Source organism: Stutzerimonas chloritidismutans, assembly GCF_038562055.1.
In the GTDB taxonomy this organism is placed as follows: Bacteria; Pseudomonadota; Gammaproteobacteria; order Pseudomonadales; family Pseudomonadaceae; genus Stutzerimonas; species Stutzerimonas chloritidismutans_A.
On the sequence record NZ_JBCFXD010000025.1, the window covers coordinates 1 to 25,484 of the forward strand.

General features: G+C 63.7%; 24 protein-coding genes. 11 read left to right on the forward strand and 13 right to left on the reverse strand.

Translation table 11 applies throughout. The features are described from left to right. The first annotated feature begins 154 nt into the window (after positions 1-154). Positions 155-799: an HAD family hydrolase gene (locus tag AAGW23_RS21325; protein ID WP_342408266.1), complete on the forward strand. Its 645-nt coding sequence runs from the start codon at positions 155-157 to the stop codon at positions 797-799. Here the strand turns inward: AAGW23_RS21325 and AAGW23_RS21330 are convergent. The 5 genes from AAGW23_RS21330 to AAGW23_RS21350 form a co-directional block, all read right to left on the reverse strand. Continuing rightward, entirely contained in the window at positions 796-2,739 is a 1,944-nt protein-coding gene (locus AAGW23_RS21330) for an alkaline phosphatase family protein (RefSeq protein ID WP_342408267.1), read from the reverse strand. The genes AAGW23_RS21325 and AAGW23_RS21330 overlap by 4 nt on opposite strands. 186 nt (positions 2,740-2,925) lie before the next feature. Further along, entirely contained in the window at positions 2,926-3,507 is a 582-nt protein-coding gene (locus AAGW23_RS21335) for an alpha/beta hydrolase (RefSeq protein WP_342408268.1), read from the reverse strand. Positions 3,508-3,683: 176 nt separating this feature from the next. Further along, the gene (locus tag AAGW23_RS21340) at positions 3,684-4,406 is read right to left on the reverse strand and encodes a ferritin-like domain-containing protein (RefSeq protein WP_342408269.1); all 723 of its coding nucleotides are present in this window, start codon (positions 4,404-4,406) and stop codon (positions 3,684-3,686) included. 11 nt (positions 4,407-4,417) lie between these two features. Next, the gene (locus tag AAGW23_RS21345; RefSeq protein ID WP_342408270.1) at positions 4,418-5,593 is read right to left on the reverse strand and encodes a hypothetical protein; all 1,176 of its coding nucleotides are present in this window, start codon (positions 5,591-5,593) and stop codon (positions 4,418-4,420) included. Between the two features lie 252 nt (positions 5,594-5,845). After that, entirely contained in the window at positions 5,846-6,904 is a 1,059-nt protein-coding gene (locus AAGW23_RS21350) for an aminopeptidase (RefSeq protein WP_342408271.1), read from the reverse strand. Positions 6,905-7,035: 131 nt separating this feature from the next. On the opposite strand from AAGW23_RS21350, the gene AAGW23_RS21355 reads away from it, so the two are divergent. The 4 genes from AAGW23_RS21355 to AAGW23_RS21370 all read left to right on the forward strand — a co-directional run bounded on the left by AAGW23_RS21355 (position 7,036) and on the right by AAGW23_RS21370 (position 10,589). Further along, positions 7,036-7,461 (forward strand): hypothetical protein, encoded by a 426-nt coding sequence (locus tag AAGW23_RS21355; RefSeq protein ID WP_102837227.1) that lies wholly within the window; start codon positions 7,036-7,038, stop codon positions 7,459-7,461. A 120-nt stretch (positions 7,462-7,581) separates the two neighbouring features. Further along, positions 7,582-7,992 carry a hypothetical protein gene (locus AAGW23_RS21360; RefSeq protein WP_342408272.1) on the forward strand — a complete coding sequence of 137 codons (411 nt, stop codon included), beginning with the start codon at positions 7,582-7,584 and terminating at the stop codon, positions 7,990-7,992. Between the two features lie 25 nt (positions 7,993-8,017). Then, on the forward strand, positions 8,018-9,013 hold the full coding sequence (locus AAGW23_RS21365; RefSeq protein WP_342408273.1) for an LLM class flavin-dependent oxidoreductase: 996 nt from the start codon (positions 8,018-8,020) through the stop codon (positions 9,011-9,013). Positions 9,014-9,224: 211 nt separating this feature from the next. Further along, a complete protein-coding gene (locus AAGW23_RS21370; protein WP_342408274.1) occupies positions 9,225-10,589 on the forward strand; it encodes a sodium:proton antiporter in 1,365 nt (454 codons plus the stop codon). Positions 10,590-10,659: 70 nt separating this feature from the next. Here the strand turns inward: AAGW23_RS21370 and AAGW23_RS21375 are convergent, their stop codons facing one another. From AAGW23_RS21375 to AAGW23_RS21400, 6 genes are all read right to left on the reverse strand, one after another. Then, on the reverse strand, positions 10,660-10,875 hold the full coding sequence (locus AAGW23_RS21375) for a dodecin (protein WP_019341430.1): 216 nt from the start codon (positions 10,873-10,875) through the stop codon (positions 10,660-10,662). A 283-nt stretch (positions 10,876-11,158) separates the two neighbouring features. Then, the gene (locus AAGW23_RS21380; protein WP_342408275.1) at positions 11,159-11,374 is read right to left on the reverse strand and encodes a KTSC domain-containing protein; all 216 of its coding nucleotides are present in this window, start codon (positions 11,372-11,374) and stop codon (positions 11,159-11,161) included. Beyond that, entirely contained in the window at positions 11,371-13,170 is a 1,800-nt protein-coding gene (locus tag AAGW23_RS21385) for an ABC transporter ATP-binding protein (protein WP_342408276.1), read from the reverse strand. Before AAGW23_RS21385 ends, AAGW23_RS21380 begins: the two co-directional genes overlap by 4 nt. Continuing rightward, positions 13,167-14,321, reverse strand: coding sequence for a beta-glucosidase (locus AAGW23_RS21390; protein ID WP_342408277.1), 1,155 nt, complete (start codon positions 14,319-14,321; stop codon positions 13,167-13,169). The genes AAGW23_RS21385 and AAGW23_RS21390 overlap by 4 nt, the downstream gene beginning before the upstream one ends. Positions 14,322-14,334: 13 nt before the next feature. Beyond that, positions 14,335-15,576, reverse strand: a complete 1,242-nt coding sequence (glf, locus tag AAGW23_RS21395; RefSeq protein ID WP_342408278.1) for a UDP-galactopyranose mutase — start codon at positions 15,574-15,576, stop codon at positions 14,335-14,337. Continuing rightward, a complete protein-coding gene (locus AAGW23_RS21400) occupies positions 15,564-16,748 on the reverse strand; it encodes a glycosyltransferase family 1 protein (RefSeq protein ID WP_342408279.1) in 1,185 nt (394 codons plus the stop codon). The genes glf and AAGW23_RS21400 overlap by 13 nt, the downstream gene beginning before the upstream one ends. Before the next feature lie 406 nt (positions 16,749-17,154). Here AAGW23_RS21400 and galE point away from each other — a divergent pair, with 406 nt between their 5' ends. Then, positions 17,155-18,225: a UDP-glucose 4-epimerase GalE gene (gene galE, locus AAGW23_RS21405; RefSeq protein WP_342408280.1), complete on the forward strand. Its 1,071-nt coding sequence runs from the start codon at positions 17,155-17,157 to the stop codon at positions 18,223-18,225. Positions 18,226-18,256: 31 nt separating this feature from the next. On the opposite strand, the gene AAGW23_RS21410 is transcribed toward galE, so the two are convergent. After that, positions 18,257-18,406: a hypothetical protein gene (locus AAGW23_RS21410; protein ID WP_342408281.1), complete on the reverse strand. Its 150-nt coding sequence runs from the start codon at positions 18,404-18,406 to the stop codon at positions 18,257-18,259. A gap of 213 nt (positions 18,407-18,619) precedes the next feature. Continuing rightward, a complete protein-coding gene (locus tag AAGW23_RS21415) occupies positions 18,620-19,516 on the reverse strand; it encodes a LysR family transcriptional regulator (protein ID WP_342408282.1) in 897 nt (298 codons plus the stop codon). Positions 19,517-19,649: 133 nt separating this feature from the next. Between AAGW23_RS21415 and trpB the strand changes: the two genes are divergently transcribed. The 5 genes from trpB (at position 19,650) to AAGW23_RS21440 (ending at position 25,421) form a co-directional block, all read left to right on the forward strand. Then, a complete protein-coding gene (gene trpB, locus AAGW23_RS21420; protein ID WP_342408283.1) occupies positions 19,650-20,861 on the forward strand; it encodes a tryptophan synthase subunit beta in 1,212 nt (403 codons plus the stop codon). Beyond that, positions 20,858-21,679, forward strand: coding sequence for a tryptophan synthase subunit alpha (trpA, locus tag AAGW23_RS21425; RefSeq protein ID WP_342408284.1), 822 nt, complete (start codon positions 20,858-20,860; stop codon positions 21,677-21,679). Before trpB ends, trpA begins: the two co-directional genes overlap by 4 nt. Before the next feature lie 384 nt (positions 21,680-22,063). Further along, the gene (locus AAGW23_RS21430; protein WP_342408285.1) at positions 22,064-23,215 is read left to right on the forward strand and encodes a sensor histidine kinase; all 1,152 of its coding nucleotides are present in this window, start codon (positions 22,064-22,066) and stop codon (positions 23,213-23,215) included. Between the two features lie 217 nt (positions 23,216-23,432). Then, a complete protein-coding gene (yghU, locus tag AAGW23_RS21435) occupies positions 23,433-24,275 on the forward strand; it encodes a glutathione-dependent disulfide-bond oxidoreductase (protein ID WP_342408286.1) in 843 nt (280 codons plus the stop codon). A gap of 351 nt (positions 24,276-24,626) precedes the next feature. After that, complete coding sequence (locus tag AAGW23_RS21440) at positions 24,627-25,421, forward strand: hypothetical protein (RefSeq protein WP_342408287.1); 795 nt, start codon at positions 24,627-24,629, stop codon at positions 25,419-25,421. Positions 25,422-25,484 lie beyond the last annotated feature (63 nt).

Genomic DNA, 25,484 nt, shown 5'->3' on the forward strand with positions numbered 1-25,484 from the left:
CCCCCGATGATCAGTCGGGGACTATTGCCCACAATGAGGCAGCAGTCGAGATACAAGGAGCGAGCTTGCTCGCGAACCGCTCGCCGGGCGTTGTTTGCCCTGACACCGACCGATACGGGACAATCGGCGGCCACCCAGCAGCCGGCTCGTCTCCATGCATCACGCCACCATTCTCTTCGACCTCGACGGCACCCTGACCGACCCACGCGAAGGCATCACCCGCTCGATCCAGCATGCACTGGCGCAGCTCGGCATCAACGAGCCAGATCTGGCCAAACTCGAGTCCTTTATCGGCCCGCCGCTGCTGCAGGCGTTCATGGAGTTCTACGGCTTCGACGAAGCGCGGGCCTGGGAAGCGGTCGGCCATTACCGCGAGCGCTTCAAGACGGTCGGCCTCTACGAAAACCTGCTGTTCGACGGCGTGCTGGAGATGCTCGAACACTTGCGCGGGCAAGGCCGGACGCTCTATGTAGCGACCTCGAAACCCTCGGTTTTCGCCCGCGAAATTGCCCGGCATTTCGCCTTCGATCAGCACTTCAAGGTCATCTATGGCAGCGAGCTGGACGGCACCCGCACCAATAAGGTCGAGCTGATCGCCCATGTGATCGCCAGAGAAGGCCTCGATCCCGAGCAAACACTGATGATCGGCGACCGCAAGCACGACCTGATCGGCGCGCACAGCAACGGGTTGCAGGCTGTCGGGGTGGGTTACGGTTTTGGCAGCCATGCCGAGCTGATGGCGCAATCGCCGGCCTACTACTACGCCACGCTGCCGGCGCTGCGCGCGGCGTTCGGCTAGCGCGCCGGGTCGCGCTCGGGGGCGAAGCTCACCGGTGGCGACCCATCGGCGTTGATCTGCTGAACCTGCGACGGTCGGCCCTTGGCATCGAGCCGGATGCGACCAATACCCGAGCCGTTCCATAGGCGTTCGCCAGACCGGCTGCGGCTCGGCAGCCATGGCTGGACGCGCACGCGTCGGCGTTTGGTGAACCAGTTCAACGGCGAGCGCGGCGAATACAGCCAGCGGTTGAGCCGGTCGAACAGGTCGAGCAAGCGCGGCGGAAACTCATTCTTCACGCCGCTGCTGGTGATCTGCCATAACCGCGGGCCCTGGACACGGCCGCGAATGCGTACCTCATAGGCGAACGAGTAATGCACGTCGCCGGAGAGGATCACGTAGTTACCCGGCGTGCGGGTGTGGCGGAAGATGTTGAGCATGACCTGCGCCGCGCCGCGATGGGCCATCCAGTTTTCGGCGTCGACCAACAGCGACAGGCCGGCCCAGCTGAATACGCGTTGCACGGTCTCGATCAGCTTGACGCCGAACATCGGCGCCGGCGAGACGATGATCACCGAACGATGATCGAGCAATTCCTGCTGAAAATCCGTCAGTGCTTCCCAATCCATCAGCCCCGAAGGCCGGCTCAGGTTGCGCTCGCTGCGCCAGCGTCGCGTACGAGTATCAAGCACTACCAGCGCCGGCTCGCTGGGTATGACATAACCCCAGTCGCCGCGCGCCAGCAGCTCGTCAACCACTTGATCATGCAGGGCGCAATCGAGTCGCCCGCCTTCGCCGCTATTGAGCAACGCCTCAACCGCGCTCAACGACGTGACGCTGGCATCCGGCGCATTGCCCCAGGCCTGACACAGCAGATAGCCGAGCAAGGCGTTGCCGATGATGCGCCGGGAAAACGGATGGCCGTAGGCGGTCTGCTCCCAGCGGGCGCTGAGGTTCCAGTCATCGGTGATGTCGTGGTCATCGAAAATCATCAGCGACGGCAGGTGCGCCAATGCCCGCGCCACCTGCGGCAGGCCGACCTGGAAGGCATCGATGCAACTCAGTTCACGCGCCCAGCGCTCAGCCTGCTCGCCGTCCAGCGCTGGCCGCTGAAGCTCGATCAGGCCCCAGGGCAGCGGTGACCAGACCAGCAGGTACATCGCCAGCACCTCGCCCAGCGACACCAGATGGTTGTGCGCGCTGGAGGTGGTGAACACCGGTTTTTCGACTCCTCCAAAGAAGCGCTCACGCAGGGCTTCGTTGGATTTAAACGCCGGCAGCAACTGTTCGCGCTGATAGTAGGTGGCCGGATGCGCCAGCAATTCATCGCTGCCTGAGACGGTGGCACCCTCAAGACATTCGCCATACAGCCCGAGCCGGCGAATCAGCGCATGAATGGCTACCAGAGTGGGCCCGGCCACGTCGTCGGCGTAGATCTGGTCGCCGGTCATCAGCAGCGCGGCGGGCCAGCGCTCGGGGGAGCGGCGGGTCTGGGCCACCAGCGAATCCACAGTGACCAAGCCGTCCGCCGAGGGATGGTGAGGCTTGCGGCAGGAGCCATGCAGCAGGTCGTCGTAGCGCGACCGGACGACGAATGCCGGACGCTCGAACCCGTCATGGATCAGGTGCGGCGCCCACTCGGCGATGCCTTGCTCAGTGCCATCGCGCTGGATCAGCAGGTCGTATTCGACCAGGCGTTCGACCGGCAGCGGCGTTTCCAGCTTGAGATCGATCAGGTGCAGCCAGGCTGAGGTGCCAACGCGCAGCTGACGACAGCATTCGCCTTCCAGGGCCAGCGAGACCGGAGCCTCCCCTTCGGGCTGCAAGGCCAGGCGCAACTGCAGCGGCTCGCTGGCCACCAGCCAAAGCACCAGCCGCCCCGCCTCGAGCCGGCGCAGCATGGGCCCGGCAAGCACGAGGGGAAGGGATGCAGCAGTGTCGGATGATGCGGGGCTGGGCATGCAACAGCTCGATGGACGGCAATGGAGCATCAGAGTGTAACGAATGGCGCCGGTTCGCCCTGGATTGTGGTCAGGCTGCTCAGTGATGAGGCTCAGCCTTTGTAGGGTGCACGCCTCACTGATCCACCGAGCGGTGGCGAATGACCTCTGAACGAAGGGTCACTCGCCCAATCGACCCGGACGCCGTCAAGCCCGCCGTCGTGCCTGCTCGTTGAGCAGCGATTGCAGACGCTCGAGATAGGCCAGTCCCTCTTCCCAACAATGGTGTCCTGAGGCCACGTTGATGTGCCCGACACCACTGAGCACGCTCGCTTGGCTGTCCCAGGCCTTGCCCATGGCACGCGAGCGGTCGGCGCTGGCAGCAGGATCATTGTCGGACCCCACCAGCACGCTCGGAAACGGCAGCGACGCCAAGGGCAACGGCGCGAAGTTGCGCAGCGGCCCGGGGCAGCCCGGCCGCTCGACGTCCGCCGGCGCGACCAGCAGCGCACCCCGCACCCGCCGCAGCGCATCGGGCGCTGCCTGCGCCGCCCAGTGTGCGACGGTTACGCAGCCGAGACTATGCGCGATCAGCACCACCGGTTCTGGCGCGCCGGCGATGCCACGACTCAGTTCGGCCACCCAGTCAGACCGCTGCGGCTGAAGCCAATCGGCCTGTTCGACGCGCTGGCTGTGAGGCAGGGTGCGCTGCCAGTGGCTCTGCCAATGATCCTCAGGCGAGCCATGCCAGCCGGGGACTATCAGGTAATGAAACGATCCACGCCGCATGAAATGGCCTCTCGATGGTCACTGGGCCGCGAGTCTATAGCTGGAACGACTGCTACCAGAAAGAATAAGAATGAATTTGCTTATGCACTAAAAGCGTCTAATCAAGCCACCTGCTTGTCGTCCCGCAAAAAAAGACGCCCCCGAAGGCGCGCCAAGGTTTGAAGCGCACGCGGTATTCATTGCACCTGGCTGAGCAGGTCCTTGCGCAGGAGTGACTTGATCTTCACCACATGGTCATCTTCCTGCGCCTTGGCCTTGTGGAAGCCCTTGGCGATGCGCGGGTGACCACCGGCCTCGGCCAGCTCGATCAGCAGCTCCCAGGCGGCGTTGTCCTCAAGTTCGAGGGTCAGCAGCGCGTTGATGCCTTGAGCGATGTTGGTTCGAGGATCGGTGAGCACCTGCATCACCCCCATCGACTTGACCCCTACGACGTCGGCAGATGGCGTCTGCGCGGTAGGGTCGGCGCCTAGCGTTTCGATCGCTTCTGCGACCATGTTCATGTGCTCGAACTCTTCGTCACGGATGTGCTGCAGCACCTGGACCAGGTCCGATTGGGCGGTTTCGAGTCCCTTGGCCTTGGCGATCATGGCGTCGTACATGCGCACGCCGCTGCGCTCGAAGGCCAGGCGCTCGCCGAGCTTGTCGACCAGCAGCTCCGGGCTCTTGCCCAGCGCCATGTCGAAGGTGGATTTGAGCATGCCTTTGGCCGAACCCGGGACCGGCACCGAGCCGATGCGATCGGCTTCCTCGGCGCGGGTCGTGCGTTCGAGCATGATGCCCTTGGAATCGCCCGGAACGTCCGGATGGATCTCGTTAACGGCATCGAGCAGGCGCTTGGTGTCCTTCGGAGACATCTGCACGCCGGTGAAATTGGTGCCCAGTTTTGCTGAAGTTGCCATGTCTATTCTCCTCAAGAAACCTTGCGCATCTGCATGAGTTCACCGCCCGGTGCCCACTGGTAACCGGCCGAGACGATGTTCGACGCGATACCTTCGGAATTGAGCTGGGCGCGGTAGTCCAGAGAGTTCTGCGGCTCCTGGCTCTTGTCGACGTACTGGGTGCCGCTGGTGCGCAGGTTGACCTCGGCGGCGAGGACCTGACGGACAAACTCACGCTGGCTCTTGAACTCGATCATCTTCGGCAGCGGGCCGCCGAGAATCTCGGCCGGGTCGCGACGCTCGATGTTCTTGAAGTGCTCGCAGGCCACTTGCAGATGGCCCAATTCGTAATCGAGGAAGCGCTCCCACATGGCCTTGATACGGTGGTTGGTTTCCTGCTCGGCGCAGCTGGCGTAGGCATAGACTTCCATCGCCTCGTGCACCAGCCACTTCTCCATGAAGGATTCCTGCGGGTCGGCCAACGAGCCGTACTGGGTGACGTGCTGCTCTTCGACCGATGCAATTTCGGCGTACAGCTGACGTGCCAACGGATCGGCGAACAGCGGGCCGATGTTCATGTAGTAGTCGTGGGTCTGGTACTCAGCCGCGGTGATCATGGCCGCATGAATCTTGGTGATGAGATCTGCCTGCTCCTTGGCATAGCTTTCGCGCAGGTCGTTGTCCGGATGGCGGTGGTGCTCGGAGGTCTGCCGGCCTGGGACGATGTCGGTGTAGCCCTGCAGGATATTGTTCGCGTCCTTGCCTTCGAGGCGATCGAGCATGGCCGAGTAGCGATACAGGTGGTCGAAGTCTTCCAGCAGGCCGAAGCGGTAAGTCTGCGCCTGGTAGGGGTCCGGCTCGGTCTGGGCCACGGCCGCGGTGACTTCGATCGCGACCTGCTCATAGGCGACGGTGGTTTCCAGCGGCGAGTGGTCGGCGGAGATCAGCCAGTTGACCATGGTCGCCTGATGCTGCTCGACGCGACGGATCTCGGCGAGCGGGCCACGTAGCTGTCCGGTGATCCGCGCAATGCCGTGCTTGAGACGCAGCGCATCGGTTTCGATCCCGTTCATCAGGATGATCCGCACGCGGGTAAAAGCGTCGTCATCCAGCTTGCTGATCGGCTTGCCCGCCATCTCTTTCCAGGTGAACTTCTGCTTTTCAAGGGGCGTGCCCTTGTTATCGAGGATGCCGGTTAGGTTATCCATGGAGCCTCCGTTTAAACGGCTTGTATTGGCTGGACGTACAGATTCGTACGGCCAAATCACGGGTCAGGCTGGGCTGACGGTCTAGAAAATGGACGGAGGCAAGCGGAAAACAATTCCGTGAAATCTGGTGCGAACATGCAAGGACTCGACAAGCGGCAGCGCCCAACCCCTTCGAACAGGCTCCGATTCAGCGCAGCGTGATCAGCCGCCACGCCTTGCCGCATCGCGCTTCAAACGAAGCGGCGAGAGGTTTCAGCGGAGCGCATCCAGTTGCCGTTTCCGCTCGTCGGCAGGCAGGCGACCCAAGGAGGCCACCGCGGCATAGAAGCGCGACCAATCGCCGCCGACCTGCTCGTATAACGCGGCGAAGGCAGGCACCCATTGGTCATAGAGGCCAAACGGAACCAGGCTGGCATTGTTCAGCGGCTGGTTCATCCAGCGATCGAAGCGGTCGTCGCCTTTCCACGGGCCGTCGCGCAGCTGCAGATAGGTCTGCCGCATGCGCATGAACTCGTCACGTTTGGCAGCGCGCATTGCGGACTCGCTCAGGTCGGACGCGTAAATCTCGGCCAATCGGTCGCGGGTCGCCAGGGCCAGTTTGCTGAGGTCGGCGTAATGCTTGCGCGCGGTCTCGTTCGGCGCTGGCAGGCCCCGGCTGGCGCGCCACTGCCGCAGCCCTTCGCGCTCGACAAAGGAAGCGAAGGATTCGTTGAACGCCGTATCGTCAGTGACATATAGCTGCTGGTGCGCCAGCTCGTGGAAGATCAACCCGGCCAGGCGATCATCGTCCCAGCGCAGCATCGAGCTGAGCAGCGGATCGTCAAACCAACCCAGGGTGGAATAGGCCGGCACGCCGGAGACCAGCGTGTCGTAGCCCTCGGCTTGCATCAGCGCCGCGGCGCCGCGAGCGCGGCCCTGCTGGTAGTAGCCGCGGTAGGCCACGCAACCGGCTATCGGAAAGCACTGGGTCCGCTGCTCCACCGAAAATTCCTCGGCGATGAATAGATTCCACATCACATACGGCCGCTGGATCTCGGCGTAAACCTGATAACTCTGGTTGTCCGGGAGTGCCAGCGCATCGCTGGCGAAGCCTCTGGCTTGCAGGGCGAGGGCCAGTCGCTGGCGCAACTGTGGCTCGCGTTGCGGATCGTCGACGATTGCCACAATGGGCTCGCGCTGGCGCAGCAGCTCGAGCTGACCGACCGCTAATTGCCCGTAATAGCTGCTGCAACCCGTCAGACCCACCGCCAGCAGCAGGGGAACCCAGCGCATTATTCGGGTGTCGACTGCGGCGATTTTCGGCTTCGACATGAACACACGCTGACCTGTCTGCAGGCCCCACGGGGCGATGCGCTGAGCCTACAACGAGTTCGAAGCCCGCCCAAATACCGAACACGCCGGTGTCAAACAGCCAGGCCGTCACCGACCGGAGATCCCCTTACATGCGAATCCTGATGCTTGTTGTTGCGCTATCCAGCCTTGGCGGCTGCGCCTTGTGGATGCCCCAGCCCGATCCGAACCAGGCCTGGATCGATCTTGATCCCCATGGTGAAACCGAATTGATGGCCGTGGCGGTCGATGAGCGACCGCTGAAGGATGATCGCTACTTTCAGGTCGCCCCCGGCAGCCATCAGCTGGGTATGCGCTATCGCTTCGAAGTCGGCCCGGCCGATGTGGGTCGTGACAGCGAAGCGCTGGCACGTGACTGCCGCCTGACCCTGAGTTATGACAGCTTTAACGCCGGGGCCCGCTATCGGCTGGTTGCTGGCGGCTACGGTTTCCGTCCCTGGGCCAAACTGTATGACCAGCATGACCGCATGCTGGCCAAGGCCACCGAGCGAGGCTGCGGCGGGGTCGCGACCCGCTGACGTTTCGCTGTGAACCGTTCTGTCGTGGTGCAGTCGTTGAAAAAGAGCCCCAGGTGGCTCAGGCTCATTGGCTGACCGCGACAGCAGAGGCTGATCCTGCGGTTATCCGGAGGATTCATCATGCGTCTGTTCATCGCTCCATTGCTGGCGCTCGGCCTGATCGGCTGTGCCGGCCCGCTGCCTGCACCCGATCCGGACATGGCCTGGGTCGAAATGAGCGCCCAACCCAGCGACATTTTCATGTCCGACCAGCTGGACGGCGAGCGCACGCCAGACGGTCGCTATTTCCAGGTCAGCCCTGGTGCGCATGAACTCGAGGCACGCTACGAATTCGAAATCAGTAGCGGTGACTTCGGCGATTTCGGCGACACCCAGTACCTGCGCTGCACCCTGGTGATCAACTACGACGATTTCCAGCCCGGGCGGCGCTATCTGTTCCAGGCCCGCTCGCTGGGCTTCAACCCACAAGGCTGGCTGCGCGACGAAGACCGTAATGTCCTGGCGCGCGCCGAGGCCGAGCACTGCTACTGAGCAGCCGTCAGCAAAGAGGTAGACGATGTCCCGTATCGAACACACCCGTTTCTCCACCCTCGACCTGGCGCCCATTCGCGATGACGGCGATGCCGGTCTGGCCCTGCGCAACTCGCTGGCGCTGGCTCAGCACGTGGAGAAGCTTGGCTTCGAGCGCTTCTGGGTCGCCGAGCACCACAACATGGACGGCATCGCCAGCGCCGCCACCTCGGTGCTGATCGGCTACCTGGCGTCCGGCACGTCGCGGATTCGCCTGGGCGCTGGCGGCGTCATGCTGCCCAACCATGCGCCGCTGGTGGTCGCCGAGCAGTTCGGCACGCTGGAAGCGCTTTATCCTGGGCGAATCGAGCTGGGTCTGGGTCGCGCGCCGGGCGCCGATCAGTTCACCGCCCATGCCTTGCGCCGTGACCGCATGGGCAATGCCGATGACTTTCCAGCCGATGTAGAAGAACTGCAGCGGCTGCTCGGTCCGCGCCAGCCCAACCAGCGAGTCATCGCCATGCCGGGCATGGGCAGCAATGTACCGATCTGGCTGCTCGGTTCGAGCCTGTTCAGCGCTCAGCTGGCGGCGGCCAAAGGCTTGCCCTACGCCTTCGCCTCGCATTTCGCGCCGCGCTACATGCACGAGGCGATTCGTCTGTACCGCGAGAACTTCCGTCCGTCCGAGGTGCTGGACAAGCCCTACGTGATGCTCGGCGTGCCGTTGATGGCCGCCGATACCGATGAGCAGGCCGAATACCTGGCCACCACCGCCTACCAGCGCATTCTTGCCCTGATCCGTGGCCAGAGCCTGGTGCTGGTGCCACCGGTCACCAGCATGCAGGGCAAGTGGCTGCCCCATGAGCAGGACGCTGTTGGCAGCTTTCTCGGCATGGCGCTGATCGGCGGGCCGGAGAAGATTCGCGCGCGGCTGGAGATCCTTCTGGAGCAGACAGCGGCCGATGAGCTGATCTTTACCTGCGACCTTTACGAAACCGCCGACCGTCACCGCGCCTTCGACATCCTCGCCAGCCTGCGCTGAAACCAGCGGGGGGTTGGCTCGGACGCGGCAAGCGCGAGCCGGCGCCCTCGCTCACCGCTGTCATTGCCGGCTGCGCTCGGGCAGGTGGCCCAGGCGCAGCTAGCCGGTCCGGTGGCTGTCCGGCGAACGGCGCTGAACCCCCTCGAGCCAACCCGTTCGAAGCTGCAGCTCATGCGCATTTCTGCGCCTCACGCTCGCTCCGGAACCTTGCATGAATTTTCTCGAATGGATGGCCGTGCTTGGCGTCCTGCTGTTGATCCTCGCCCTGGCATCGGCCTATTTGCGCTGGCTGCCGGTCACCACGTCGCTGATCTACCTCGGCTTCGGCCTGCTGATCGGCCAGCTTGGCATCGGCCTGTGGGACATGGACTTCATGCAGATCGCCAGTTGGATGGAACACCTCACCGAGATTGCGGTGCTGGTGTCGCTGTTCGTCAGCGGCCTCAAGCTGCGCATGCCGTTGCGTCACCCGGCGTGGAAAAGCGCCTATGTCCTCGCCGGGCCGGTGATGCTCGCCTGCATCGCCGGCGTCGCCGCCCTCTGCCATTACCTGCTCGGTCTCAGCTGGGGCATTTCGGTACTGATCGGTGCGATCCTGGCGCCCACCGATCCGGTGCTGGCCAGCCTGGTACAGGTCACCAACTCCCGCGACAGCGATCGCGTGCGCTACGGCTTGTCCGGCGAAGCCGGGTTCAACGATGGCACGGCGTTTCCCTTCGTGGTGTTCGGCTTGCTGCTGATCGAACAGGAAACCCTGGCCTCGGGCTGGATCGGCGAATGGGCATTACATCGCCTGGTCTGGGCGGTTCCGGCCGGGCTGGCGTTCGGCTACCTGCTGGGCAAATTGATCGGCAAGCTGGCCATCTTTCTGCGAGCACGCAATGCCGATACCTCTATGTCACCCAACGATTCACTGGCCCTGGCACTGATCGCACTGGCTTACGTCGGGGCGGAACTGATCGGCGCCTGGGGCTTTCTCGCCGTGTTCGCCGCGGGGATCGGCTTGCGCCATGCTGAAAAGATCGCCGCCGACGAGTCGGAAACGCCTTCGGAGGAGCTGATCGCCCACGCCTTGCCGCACATGGCCGAAGGCGGCATGGCGCCTCGCGAACTACCGCTGAAAGGTGACAAGCTCGCCGAACCCAAGGTCGCAGCAGGCGTGATGATGGGCGATATTCTGACTTTTGGTGGGCAACTGGAGCGCAGCCTGGAAGTGCTGCTGGTGACCATTCTTGGCGTGCTGGTGTCGGTGCACTGGGATTGGCGTGCGCTACCGCTGGCGCTGGCGCTGTTCGTGGTGATCCGGCCGTTGAGCGTGTGGCTGCTGATGCCGCGCCACTATCTGGATCGTACCCAGCGGCTGACGGTGGGCTGGTTCGGCATCCGCGGTATCGGCAGTCTTTACTACCTCAGCTACGCGGTGACCCATGGGCTATTGCCGGAAGAAGCTGACGACATCATTGCACTGGTCATTTCGGTGGTGGCGCTGAGCATTGTCATCCACGGCCTGAGCACTCAGCCATTGCTACGCCGTTATGAGTGCAGTCGAGGGCAGACGCCCACGACAAGCGGCTGAGCCCTGCTTCGCGGGGCGGCATCCCGGGCAGCTGGCTGAAGAGCCGCTGCCGGGCCGCCTGGACGGCAGATCAGCTGTTCGCGAGGCGGAAGCCGACCTTCATGGTGACCTGGAAATGGCCGACCTTGCCGTTTTCGACATGGCCGCGAATCTCACCCACTTCGAACCATTCGACGTTCTGCAGCTTGCTGCTGGCCTCGGCGATACCGTTCTGAATCGCTTCATCGACGCTGTTGCGCGAAGATCCGACGATTTCAATCTTCTTGTACGTGTGATGGTCTGACATGCGTGTCCCCTTGTGGTCTGTGGAGCCTCCGCTCGGTAATGACGCGTCCTGTCCAATTGAGGCCCGTGCAGCAGGCCGGAAGTTCAGCGCAACGGCTCAATGGAGCCATCGATAAGCCATTTGGATAGCCTTCCATGGACGTTTCCATTCAATGAGCGCCAGCGGTCTAGAAACAGCGCCCGCTTGGGGCGGCGGCTGACCGTAGGGTGGGCCGCAGCCCACCGACAACTCAAGCCACCCTAAAACTCCTCCCCTTACCAACGCGGCAAGCCCTTCGCACCGCTCAATCAATGCGCCGATACGGATACTGCTGCGCCTTGAACACCAGATTGAAATACCGCCCGAGGGAATCGGCCTCCAGCAACGCCTGCACCACCTCGGCAGGCACCTGCTCGTAGCGGTACTGCGAGCCGTTGTGAAATTCAACTTCCAGCGCCTGCTGGTCCGGGTCGTAACCCAAGGCGCGCAGGCTGCTCGAATTCACCGCGACCCGTTTCATAGCGCCGGATCTGCCTCATGCTTGAAGCCCTCGGCCTGCATCTTCCACAAGGCGTCGAAAGCACCGCCGCGGCTGCGCAGCTCCATCGGTGCGCCGTCTTCGATGATCAGTCCGTTGCGCAACACGATGATCCGGTCGAAGCCTGCCAGCGTCGACAACCGATGGGCGACGGCGACCACGGTGCGGTTGTGTACCAGATTGTTCAGTGCCGCCTGGATTTCACCTTCCGACTGTGTATCCAGTGCCGAAGTCGCCTCGTCGAGGATGAGAATGGGCGCGTCCTTGAGAAAGGCGCGGGCGATTCCCAGCCGCTGACGCTGGCCACCGGAGAGCATCACGCCGCGCTCGCCAACCAGCGTCTCGTAGCCCTGCGGCAGCTCGCGGATGAAGGCATCGCAGAAGGCGTGACGGGCCGCTTCCTCCACTTCGCCATCGGTCGCGTCAGGGCGCCCGTAGCGGATGTTCTCGCGGACCGTCCGGTTGAACAGCGCGGTCTCTTGCGGCACCACCGCAATCTTCTCGCGCAGGCTGTTCTGGCTGACGGAGCGGACATCCTGACCGTCGATCAGGATGCGCCCGGCTTGTACGTCGTCCAGCCGTTGCAGCAAATGAATGAGGGTCGACTTGCCCGCCCCGGACGGCCCGACCACGCCGACCTTCTGCCCCGCCGGGATGTGCAGGTTGAGGTGCTCGAAGACCATGCCGCGCTTGGGGTAGCCGAAGCTGATGTCGTCGAAGGTAATGTCCCCCTCGGCCAGCATCAGCTGGGTTTCCGGGTCGTCCAGGCCGTGCGGTTGGAGGATGATGCGCAGGGTGTCGTCGATGGCACCGATCTGCTGGGTGGCGTCCACCAACGCCAGCGCCAGATCGCGTGAGCCGTGCAGGATGCGGAAGGTCAACGCGCTGACCAGCACCACGTCACCGGCCGTCACCGAACCGTCCAGCCACAGGCTGATCGCCCAGACCAGCATGCCGCCGGCCATCAGCGACAGGCAGATGTCGTGGATGACGCGGGCCTTTTCCAGATACATCCAGCTGCGCCGCTGGGCCTTGGCCTCGTAGCCGATCTCGTTGGCGAGGCGCTCCGCTTCACGGTCGCGCGCGGAAAAAGCCTTGATGGTCCAGACGTTGGACACCGCATCGACCAGCTCGCCGCCGACCCGCGCCGATTGCGCGGCGAAGCGTTGATGCTTGGCGCGGCCACGAATGCCGAAGCCGGTGATCAGTGTCGCGACGATGGCCACGAACAGGACCAACGCCACGGCCATGCGCCAATCGACGGTCAACAGCACCACCACCGCGCCGATGAAGTCGACGATGGGCGGCACGATTTTCCAGGCCAAGCCGCCGTAGATCGCGCCTGCCGCGGCACCCAGGGCCGAGATGCGGTTGCCCAGCGAACCGGCGAAGTGCTCGGTGAAGTAGCGCATCGGGTGGCCGGTCAGGTGCTTGAACAGATCGACCCGGATGTCCACCACGCTCGCCACCACCGTGCGGCAGCCAAGCCAGCCGCCGAGGCGCCAGAAGATGTTTTCAACCACGATCAGGCCGATGAACAGCCCCAGTGGAAACCATACATCCGCCGCGCCCCGGTTGGCGCTGCCCTGCGCCATGGCGTCGACCAGCAGCTTCATGCCGTACTGCACCGCCACCGCGCAGGTCGCCGCACCGACGATCAGCAGCAGCAAGCCGCCGAAATGCCAAGGCCGCGCGCACACGTAGTGCCACAAGAAGGCGACCGGCCGATCCGGCAGGAGCGGCACCCGCGGTGGTGTGTGCAGTGCCGGCGCGTTCATGGCAAGGCGTTGGCGAGGTTTGAAACCGGACTCGAGTGGCTGAAGCGCGCCTGTTGCAGCCGCAGCTCATCGGCCAGCCCCTCATGCACACGGCGGTTTCCGGCTTCGTCCGGGAAGCCCAGCAGCCCCACCGGGCAATGACGGTCGTCGGTCCAGCCCGGGTAGTCCACCACCGGGTACAGACAGATACCTTCCACCGGCACGCCACGCTGCATCGCCAGGCCGGCCTGCTCGCTGACATAGCGCAGCCAGTCACCGCGCACATCGCCTTCGGCGCCGGTTTCGGCGATCACGATGGGGCGCTTGTAGCGCTGCGCGATCTCGCTGAGGATGCCTTTGAAAGGACGGTAGTCTGGGCTGTCCCGGCCGATGGTATTACCTGCGCCGTGATACCACTGGTTGTCGGGGTAATAGTTCACGCCGAGCAGATCAAGGTATTCCGGGGCGCCGCCGAGGCCCGGCCAGAGTTCGCCGCAGAGCATGTCCCAGGCCTCGAACTGCGATTGGCGGTAGCGCTCGGCCTCGCGCTGCGGGCCGGGCCGATCATTTGGCGCGACGACGTGAATGGCCGGTTCGACCTGAATAAAACGCGCCCGCGGTTCAACCTCGCGGATCGCCTGCATCGCGGCGATGGTGGCGCGCACCAGCTGATGCTTGAGCTCAAAGCCACGGCCGCGTGCCATGGGGTTGAAGTAGGCCTCGTCGCCGCCAGCCCAGGCCCAGAACGAGATCTCGTTCAACGGCGCGTAGAACGGCACCGTATCGGTCTCGTCCTTGATCAACTGCGCCGCCGCGGCCGCATAGCGGGCGAAGCGCTCGACGAACTGCGGTCGCCAGATGTCGATGTCGTCCGGCCAGCCGTAGTGGCACAGATCCCAGATCACCTGGGTGCCCTGGCGCCGGGCCGCCTGCAGCATCGGCAGGAAGCTTGACCAGTCGTATTGCCCGGGCGTCGGTTCGATCAGGTGCCAGCGCAGGCCGTCACGCACGGTGTGCAAGCCGTGTCGATGCAGCACTGCGTAATCATGGGCGGCCCAGCGGTCATGCCCGGTAGCGGCCAGCAGGTCGAGGCGTCGGCCATCGCTGCGGCGATGATTTGAGCATTCGAAGCCGCCCATAAAGAAGCTCCGAAATACGCTTGGCTGATGCATCCGTGTGCCTCTCTCAGGGGGCCTGTTCGGCCAGGGACTGACCGTGCGCCGCGCTCTCGCCCGCAGCAGGGCCACGCTCGGCCTCTTCGATGCGCTTGTACAGCGCCAGCGCCTGCCCGACTACCTGATCCATGTTGTAGTACTTGTAGGTGCCGAGGCGGCCGACGAAGGTCACGCCTGGCGTCTCGTCCGCGAGCTTCTGGTAGCGCTTGTACAGCTCGGCATTCTCCGGCCGCGGAATGGGGTAATAGGGATCGCCCTCCGCCGACGGGTATTCGTAGGTGACGCTGGTTTTCGGATGAATCTGCCCGGTCAGGTGCTTGTACTCGCTGATGCGCGTGTAGGGCACGTCTTCACTCGGGTAGTTGACCGTACCGACGGCCTGGAGCTGCTCCTGCTCGAGCTGCTTGTGTTCGAATTTCAGCGAGCGGTACGGCAGCTTGCCGAAGCGGTAGTCGAAGAATTCGTCGATGGGCCCGCAGAAGATCAGGTGGTCGTGCTGCACATCGTCGCGGATCTCGCGGTAGTCGGTGTTGATCATGACTTTGATATTCGGGTGCGCGAGCATTTTCTCGAACATTTTGGTGTAGCCATGCTTGGGCATCTGCTGGAAGGTGTCGGTGAAGTAGCGGTCGTCAGTATTGGTTCGCGTCGGGATACGCGAGGTGACCGACTTGTCCAGCTGCGACGGGTCCAGGCCCCACTGTTTGCGGGTGTAGCCGCGGAAGAACTTCTGGTACAGCTCACGGCCGATGCCGTTGATCACCACGTCCTCGCTGGTCTGGATGTCTTCCACCGGCTCGGCGCGACCGGCGAGGAAGTCCGCCGCTTCCTGTTCGGTGGTCATGTTCAGACCGTAGAGCTTGTTCAGCGTGGTCATGTTGATCGGGATCGGCACTTCCTGCCCGTCCACCTGCGCCAGTACACGATGCTCGTAAGGCCGCCACTCGGTGAACTGCGACAGGTAGTCGACGATGCGCTGGGCGTTGGTGTGGAAGATGTGCGGGCCGTAGCGGTGGATCAATACGCCGGCTTCGTCGTAGTGATCGTAGGCATTGCCGCCGATGTGCGGCCGCCGGTCGACCACCAGCACGCGCTTGTTCAGCCCGGCAGCCAGCCGTTCGGCCAGCACGCTGCCGGCGAAACCGGCGCCAACGATCAGGTAGTCGAAGCCGCGGCGGCCATGGGATGAGCTTTCGCTGGCCCCGCCGCCTGCCATCTCGGCGTTGCTGTCTCGCAGGCTCACTTCGCGCATTGCATCTTCTCCTTCATCAGCGCCCAGGTATGGTCCCAGGACATGTCGCCGAGGATTTCGTCAGCGGTCTTCAACAAACGGTCGCGGTCCTGGCCATCGGCCAAGGCTTTATCCACCGCCTCGATGAACGCAGCAGGCGTGTCGGCGATGTAGACGATCTCGGTGTCGCCATAGGTGCGCATCACGTCCTTGATCGGCGTGGACACCACGGGCCGGCCGCCTGCCAGATATTCCGGCGTCTTGGTCGGGCTGATGAAACGGGTCGACTCGTTCATCGCGAACGGCATGATGGCCACGTCCCAGCCGGCCAGGTATTTGGGCAACTCGTCGTACGTCTTACCGCCCAGGTAGTGGATGTTGTCGCGCTGCGGCAGGTCGGCCGAGTCGATTTTTACCACTGGCCCAACCAGCACGAACTGCCAGTCAGGGCGTTTTTCCGCCATGTCGGCCACCAGTTCGATATCGAAACGCTCGTCAATCACGCCGTAGAAGCCCAGCCGTGGATGAGGGATCTCGGCTTGGTCGTCGGGGTCGGCCTGGGTCCGCCGGGCCTCGGCGAAGTGCGCCACGTCGACGCTGCTGGGAAAGGCGAAGGCGTTGTCGTGCAACGTGCGCTTGGCTTCCCAGAGACTGTAGCCACCCGTGAAGACCAAATCGGCGCGCTCGAGCAGCTCGCGCTCGCGCTGCACCAGCTCGGGCGGCGCGCCACGGAAGGCCGAGAGTTCGTCCATGCAGTCGTAGACGGTGAGCTCGGGCTTCAGGTGGCCGGCATAACCGAGCGCCATCGGCGTGTAGAACCAGAGCATCAGCTCATTGACGCCGAGCTTTTCCAGATAACCGTCGAGCAGATCGCGCTGCACGCGCAGCGCTGCCTCGCCCTCGCAGGCCTGAGGCAGACGCGGAATCAGTACCTGGACGCCATTTTCCTCGGGCCGTACCTCCAGCCAGGGCTGGGCGTCTTCGGTTGGGATCGGCTCTTCGGCAAACAGCACGTTGAAGTCACGGGCGAAGCGCGACATCAGGTGCTGTGGGCGTTGATAGACGAAGCGCCAGCGCAAATGGGAAAGACACAACAAGGTCGGCACCAGCTCATCGAAAATGACTTCAGGTGGCGTCGCTTGTTTATCGGGGGATTTGCCAATTTCGTATTGATAGGGGCCGGCCCAGCTCATGGAAACCTCGTAAAGGGTGGCAATGCCCTCCAGAGTCCCTTCTGCCGCATCGCATAGGCCTGCGCAGCCCGCGCAAAGCAAAACCTGGTGGCGCTCGGCGGCAGAAATGAACAATCCGCGAGCGTTGTCCGCCGGCTATGGACGACAGCTGATGAGCCAAGGTTCCCGATGCCCTACTGCAGAGGTCGGTCATCGGGTGACTGCCGTTTCGTTGGAACTTGCTCACACCTTCCCCCGTCCCTATCACAGGACGCCTGTTTCACCCGGCATCGGTGCTGTGTGCTCCCTGCAGTCAGTACCGCCCGATTCGCCGACCCAACCCTGGAGATGCTTGCAGCGGCCGCGCTCATACGGTCAGCCGTGCGCTCCCGTGTGCGTCAGATAATTCGGTTCATGAGGTAGAGACATGATTCTCGTCACGGGTGGTGCTGGTTATATCGGGTCCCATGCGGTGCTTGAGCTCCTGCTGGCTGGCCATGAAGTGCTGGTGTTGGACGACCTCAGCAACAGTTCGAAAGTGGCACTGGACCGCGTGGAACATCTGGCTGGCCGCACGCTGCAGTTCATCAAGGGTGACGTGCGAAACCGCTCGCTGCTCAAGGCGCTGTTTGCCTCTTACCCCATCACGGCGGTGCTGCACTTCGCCGGTCTCAAGGCGGTCGGTGAAAGCGTGCGCGAACCGCTGCGCTATTACGAAACCAACGTCAGCGGCAGCATCGCGTTGTGTCAGGCCATGGCCGAAGCCGGCGTCTTCAAGTTGGTGTTCAGCTCATCGGCGACTGTCTACGGCGACTCACCCAAGATGCCGATCACCGAAAACTGCCCGACCGGCCTGCCCGCCAGCCCTTACGGCCAGTCCAAACTGATGGCGGAAAACGTGCTCAAGGGTCTGGCCGAGTCGGACCCGCGTTGGTCGATTGCCCTGCTGCGCTACTTCAATCCGATCGGCGCTCACGAATCCGGCCTGATCGGCGAAGACCCCAACGGCATTCCCAATAACCTGCTGCCCTACATGCTGCAGGTAGCGGTGGGCCGTCTTAAGCAATTGAACGTATACGGAGCGGACTACCCGACGCCGGACGGCACGGGAGTGCGGGATTACATTCACGTGGTGGACTTGGCCAAGGGGCACCTCAAGGCACTGGAGCGCCTCGACCTGGTTCATGGTGTTTCCACGTGGAACCTCGGCACCGGCCGGGGCTACTCGGTACGCAAGATGATCACCGCGTTTGAAGAAGTGATCGGCAGACCGCTGCCCCATGTGTTCAAGGCGCGCCGACCGGGTGACGCCGCACAGTGCTGGTCGGACCCGAGCAAGGCCAGTGACGATCTGGGCTGGAAGGCGGAGCGTGACCTGCTGGTAATGCTGACCGACGCCTGGCGCTGGCAGAGCCGCAATCCACAGGGTTATGGAACGGAGAAGCCAGCGGCCAAGGCTCCAGTGGCGGCGAACAGCAATACCGCCATGGCCAGCTGAGCACCCGCCACGCGGATGCTCAGCCTGCGTCTTACGGTGCGCTGCAGTTCAGTTCAGCGCGGATTTTCGAAACATCGAGCCGGCGGTTCTGCTGTACCGCCCCGGTGAGCTGCGGGTCGATCACCGCTGTGCGCAGTAATGCCTCTCGAACCTGAGGGCGGTGGCACAGGGGTTGAGGCATATAGCGCCGCCGCACCGGTCACGTGAGGCGCCGCCAATGGAGGTGCCGCTCATGTAGGCGAATCCGGCCGCGCCAGTTGAAAGTCGGCACCGTCGAAATGATGTCGACGCTCGGCGCGGCGATGTGCACGTTGTTCACGCCATAGTTCGAGAAACCCGTGCGACGGCCGTTCTGGTCGATCGCGCCTACCGAAACCCTGTATTCCCCGAAAGGCTAAAGCGAAGCCTGCCCCAGCTCGCTCCGCAGCCAACCGGAAAGGCGTTCAGCCCGCTGATCGGACCGCCGAGACGGCACCCATAACGCTAGCCGTGCCGGGGTTTCGACAAAGCCCCACGGCGCCAGCAAGCGGCCCTGGCGCAGGTCATCGGCGACCAGCTGTTGCGGCGCGATGGCCACGCCCAGTCCGGCCAGCGCGGCCTCCAACAGGAAGTAGAGATGTTCGAAACCCTGCCCCATGCGCAACATGCCGGGATCAAGCCCATTGCCCTGCGCCCAGGCGGGCCACGCCTGCGGCCGAGAGGCGGTGTAAAGCAGCGCCTCGTTGAACAGCACCGATGGCGGCGCCTGGCGCAACGCGGCGCAGTTGGGGTGATGCGGGCTCAACACCGGGCCGATGCATTCGGTGGCCAGCTCGAACACCTGCATATCGGCTGGCCACGGCGGCTCAGCATATAGCAGGGTGGCGTCCATCCCCGGTCGGCGCGGGTCCAGTTCGCCCTCACTGGCCGCCAGCTGGAGATGCAGATCCGGCAGCTCGCGGTTAAGCCGATCCAGCCGCGGAATGAACCAGCGCGCCAGCAGGCTGCCCGGACAGCCGAGCACGAACGGCGCATCGGCGGTCTGCTGGCGCAGGTCGGCGCAGGCGTCCCGCAATCGCTCGAATGCCTCGCCGGCAGCCTCACGTAATCGCAGCCCTGCATCGGTGAGTTTTACGCCGCGACCATCTTTGCTGAACAGCGCCACGCCGAGGTCGTCTTCGAGCAGCCGGATCTGCCGACTGACCGCACCGTGGGTCACGCTGAGTTCCGCTGCCGCTTGGCTTACGCTCTGCAGCCGGGCAGCCGCTTCAAAGGCGCGCAACGCGTTGAGGGGAGGAAGGGCTTGGCTCATGTGTGAGATTTCCTGACAGGTCCAGGCGATCTTATCGCTTTTTATCGTGGCTCGACTCGGGTAATTTCCTGCCCATCGCGCATGCCTTTGGCCAAGCCAGGGCGGCTGCCACTCATTCCCGCAGGAGATGACCATGACTTCATTCCGCAGCGGCCCTGACGCCAGGGGCCTGTTTGGCCGCTTCGGCGGCCAGTTCGTCGCCGAAACCCTGATGCCGCTGATCAACCAGCTGGCCGCCGAATACGAGAAGGCCAAGAGTGATCCGGCGTTTCTTGAGGAGCTGGCCTACTTCCAGCGCGACTACATCGGCCGCGCCAGCCCGCTGTATTACGCCGAACGCCTGACCGAGCAGTTCGGCGGCGCCAAGATCTACCTCAAGCGCGAAGACCTGAACCACACCGGCGCGCACAAGATCAACAACTGCATCGGCCAGATCCTGTTGGCCAAGCGCATGGGCAAGCAGCGCATCATCGCCGAGACCGGCGCCGGCATGCACGGCGTGGCCACTGCCACCGTGGCCGCGCGTTTCGGCATGCAGTGCGTGGTCTACATGGGCACCACAGACATCGAGCGCCAGCAGGCCAACGTCTTCCGCATGAAGCTCCTTGGCGCCGAGGTGATCCCGGTCACCGCCGGCACCGGCACGCTGAAGGACGCGATGAACGAAGCCCTGCGCGACTGGGTGACCAACGTCCACGACACCTTCTACCTGATCGGCACGGCCGCCGGCCCGCACCCCTACCCGGCCATGGTGCGTGACTTCCAGTCGGTGATCGGCAACGAAGTACGCGAGCAGATCATGGAGAAAGAAGGCCGCCTGCCCGACTCGCTGGTCGCCTGCATCGGTGGCGGCTCCAACGCCATTGGCCTGTTCCACCCCTTCCTCGATGACGAAGCGGTACAGATCGTCGGCGTCGAAGCGGCCGGTCACGGCATCGACACCGGCAAGCACGCCGCGAGCATGGCCGGTGGCGCACCGGGTGTACTGCACGGCAACCGCACCTTCCTGCTGCAGGACGCCGACGGCCAGATCACCGACGCACATTCCATCTCCGCCGGCCTCGACTACCCCGGCGTCGGCCCGGAGCACGCCTGGTTGCACGAGATCAAGCGCGTCGAATACGTGCCCTGCACTGACGACGAAGCGCTGAAGGCCTTCCACCAGTGCTGCCGCCTGGAAGGCATCATCCCTGCGCTGGAATCCGCTCACGCTTTGGCTGAAGCCTTCAAGCGCGCGGCGACGCTGCCCAAGAAACACCTGATGGTGATCAACCTCTCCGGCCGCGGCGACAAGGACATGCAAACCGTCATGCACCACTACGACGAACAGGAAGAACACATATGAGCTCGGTAAACGCCCGTTTGCAGACGCGCTTCGACCAGCTGAAGCAGGAAAACCGCGCCGCGCTGGTCACCTTCGTGACCGCCGGTGACCCGGACTACGCCACCTCGCTCGCCATCCTCAAGGGGTTGCCGGAGGCCGGCGCCGACGTCATCGAGCTGGGCATGCCGTTCACCGACCCGATGGCCGACGGCCCGGCGATCCAGCTGGCCAACATCCGCGCCCTGGCGGCCAAGCAGAACCTGCCGAAGACGCTGCAGATGGTCCGCGAATTCCGCGAGACCAACAGCAGCACCCCGCTGGTATTGATGGGTTACTACAACCCGATCTTCGCCTATGGCGTCGAGCGCTTCGTCAGCGATGCGAAAGAATCCGGCGTCGACGGCCTGATCGTCGTCGACCTGCCGCCGGAGCATAACGACGAACTCTGCGACCCGGCCCAGAGCGCCGGCATCGACTTCATCCGCCTGACCACCCCGACCACCGACGACCAGCGCTTGCCTACCGTGCTAAACGGCAGCTCGGGCTTCGTCTACTACGTCTCGGTGGCCGGCGTGACCGGTGCCGGTTCCGCCACCCTGGAACACGTCGAGGAAGCCGTGGCGCGCCTCAAGCGCCATACCGATCTGCCCGTCTGTGTCGGCTTCGGCATTCGCACGCCGGAACAGGCCGCCGCCATCGCCCGACTGACCGAGGGCGTGGTGGTGGGCTCGGCGCTGATCGACCAGATCGCCAATGCCGAAAACTCTGAACAAGCCGTCAAGGGCGTGCTCGGTCTGTGCCGCGAGTTGAGCGAAGGGGTACGGGGCGCTCGCGGCTAAGCACTCTGGCAAAACAAACCTGAAGCCGCTGCAGCATGATCTGGGCAGCGGCTTTTTCGTTTCAGCAGTAAGCCATTTCCCCTGTAGGCGCCGCTCGGCTAGTCGATGCCGACGCCTCCCTATCAAATCGGCTTGATCAACCTCACGAGCCGCACCACCTGCGCCTCGACGCTCGCTGCTGACCGCTTCGCTGGACTTACCCAGGCCGCCGCCCGGTGACCGAGCAGCGGTTCGCGCCATAACTGCGACAGGGCTGGTGCATACTGGGTGCGCGTTACCCGATCCTTTGATTTCGCGTCGGCCACATCCGCATCAGCCGTGGGCAAGCAAGACGCCCCCGGTGTCCAGGTGAGCTTAGCGGCGTCCAACCTACGGAGCAGCCCGATGCGCCTTGCCACGTTCATTCTCGATAACCTCGAGCCCATTCTCCAGTCGTGGGAAGACTTCGCCAGAACCATTCTGGGAACCCGCTCCATGGACACCGACGCCCTGCGGGACCATGCCGAGCAGATGCTGCGAACGATTGCCGACGACCTGAGCACCAGTCAGTCCAAAGCCCAGCAGTTCGACAAATCCATCGGCAAGACCCACAAGAGCAGCGGTGAAACGGCGGCGCAATCTCACGCAGTGTTGCGTCATGGCGCCGGCTTCAGCATCAATGAAATGGTGTCCGAGTACCGTGCCCTGCGCTCCAGCGTACTGAGCAAGTGGTTGCAAGTAATCAAGTCAGGTACCGACTTCGAAGTCGAGGACATGACCCGCTTCAACGAAGCCATTGACCAGGCGCTTGCCGAATCCGTGGACGCCTACTCACAAACGGTCAAGGGTACGCGGAACGTCTTCCTGGCCATCCTCGGACACGACCTGCGCACGCCTCTAGGCGCGATTCAGCTCGGTGCAGAGGTGCTGTTGCTCGACGGCAGCCTCGGGCCCAAGCCGACCATGTTGGCGTCGCGCATCTATACCAGCGTCAAACGTGCCAACAAGATCGTCAACGACCTGCTCGATTTCACCCGTTCGCAGAGCGGTGCAGGCATTCCGGTGCACCGGGTGGAAACCAATCTGGCCGCGGTGTGCGAAGGCATGGCTGAAGAAGTGCTGGCCTATCACCCGGACCGCAACATTCTCTGCGAGACCAGCGGAAACCTGACCGGGCCGTTCGACGCCGCGCGGATGGAGCAGGTATTTTCCAATCTGATCGGCAACGCCGTGCAGCACGGCAGCGCCACGTCACAGATCAGGGTGTCCCTGCACGCTGAACAGACGCATGCGGTGTTTTCCGTGCACAACCAGGGCGAACCGATTGCGGAGGAGGTAATTGCGGACATCTTCAACCCCATGAGCCGCCACTCCCAGTACGCCGCTGGGGAGCACGGACCTCACTCCGGGCTAGGCCTGGGGCTCTATATTGCCAGCGAGATAGTGGCCGCCCACCAGGGCACCATTCATGTCGAATCCAATGCCGAGCAAGGCACGACCTTTATCGTCCGGCTGCCGCTGACCAAACACGACCTGCCGCATTTCCGAGAGTCCTGACTCGCCACCGTCGCCCTGGATAGATCGCTGTAGGCGCCAGCTTGCTGGTGCTCAATAGGCCCGTTTAGCCACGGGCCGCCAGTCCTGCCCAGCTAAATAAAGCGCGCGCCTACGCAACGTTGATGCGCACTATCAACCTGCTTGATTTCGACCCTGCCGTCCAAACGCGTAGGATGCTGTGCACATCCCCGGTTCAACCCACTCGAGGAGATTGCCCATGCCTGACACCCCTTACGTACCGCCAAAAGTCTGGACCCACGACGCGCCCTCGGGCGGCAAGTTCGCCAGCATTAACGCGCCGACCGCCGGTGCGCGGGAGGAAAAAACGCTGCCGGTGGGCAAGCATCCGTTGCAGCTGTATTCGCTGGCCACGCCCAATGGGGTGAAGGTCTCGATCATGCTCGAAGAGCTGCTGGCGCTCGGCCACAGCGGTGCCGAATACGACGCCTGGCTGATCAAGATCGGTGATGGCGACCAGTTCGGCAGTGGCTTTGTCGAGATCAATCCGAACTCGAAGATTCCTGCACTCGCCGACCACAGCGTCGAAGGCGAACCGCTGCGAGTGTTCGAGTCCGGTTCGATCCTGGTGTACCTGGCTGAGAAGTTCGGTGCCTTTCTGCCGACCGAAACCCGTGCGCGCACCGAAACGATGAACTGGCTGTTCTGGCAGATGGGCTCGGCGCCCTTCCTCGGCGGCGGCTTCGGTCACTTCTATGCCTATGCACCGGAGAAGTACGAATACCCGATCAACCGCTACGCGATGGAGGTCAAGCGCCAGCTCGACGTGCTGGATCGCCAGCTGGCGGAGAACCGCTACATCGCCGGCGCCGGATACACCATTGCCGACATGGCGATCTGGCCCTGGTACGGCGTGCTGGCACGCGGCGAACTCTATCAGGCCGGTGAGTTTCTCTCGGTGCAGGATTACAAGCACGTGCAGCGCTGGGCCGCCGAACTGGCCGAGCGACCCGGCGTGATTCGCGGACGCAAGGTCAATCGCACCTGGGGCGAGGAATCGGAGCAAGCCGCCGAGCGCCATAGCGCCGCAGACCTCGACTAAACCCTCCAACCGCAAACAGGGTGGAGATCGGAAACGTTTTCCCCCTGGTCGCCGGACCCGAGCCGCTTCCAGCCCGATACGCCGCTCGCCTCCAACCCTCTACCCATCACCGCGCGCCACTCACCAGCGACGCCATCCATGCGCTCGAGCGGCCACCGACATAAGACGAAGCCGACCGCTGATCCTTCGTGCTGAACTATGCCCCTGCGGCCAGACCCAATATTCAAGAGCGTTGCTTTTGATCGGTCGCCGCAGCAACCGTCGCCATGACGGTTCGCAGCAGGACCCGCTCCACCCCGGCCCGCGCAGCGCTCTACCTTCCCAGTTGTTCAACACAACGCGAGGTGAACCATGAAACACACACTAGTAGCGGCGTTTGCGACGCCGACCGACGCCAACCGTACCGTGGGCGACCTGATGTCACGGGGCATCGGCAAAGAGCAGATTCACTCCGTAGGTGCCGACAGCGCGAATATTCATGCCTACGACGCGCCTTACTCCACCGAGGGCGGTACCGTCGACCGCGAGCATCACGAGGGCAAAGTCGCCCACTTCTTCAAATCGTTGTTCGGCCATGAGCCGCACGAAGAACACCGTCGCCATGCGACCGCCTACCCGGAAGCCGTACGCCGTGGCTCGCTGGTACTGGCGGTCGATGTGTACGACGACGACCAATTGATCCGTGCGCGCGATGCGCTGGAGTATAACGGCGCGCTCAATATCGACGACAACGGCACCGGTGCGGGCACGACCCCTGGCTATTCCGGCGCAACCAGTCCCTATGCCGGCGCAACCGGCGGCGACAGCCATCTGGACAAGCATTTCGCTGGGTCTGCCAGTCATGCAGACCACTCGGCGACGGCCCATCGCGAGGCGGGCGCCCCGGCTACCGGCACCACCGGTACCACGGCTGCAGGCCATACCGCCGACACCCCTACGGACTCCGGCGATACCGGCCGCTACGATGTGGGCACGGCGGCCAAACGGGCCGGCACGGACTACCCGCGAAACGCCGGCACCGCGTCCCCAACCGGCGGTGGACTGGCCGGCGAAACGGTCGGCACTCGCGACGCCGCCAAAGGCCTGGACGCCACCCAAGCGGGCACCTGTACGGACCGCGTTTGCGTGATCAAGCGAGAAAGCTGACGACCGACCGCTGGACGATCACGGGCCGCATGACGCGGCCCGTTTACCAGGCCGAGCACCAGG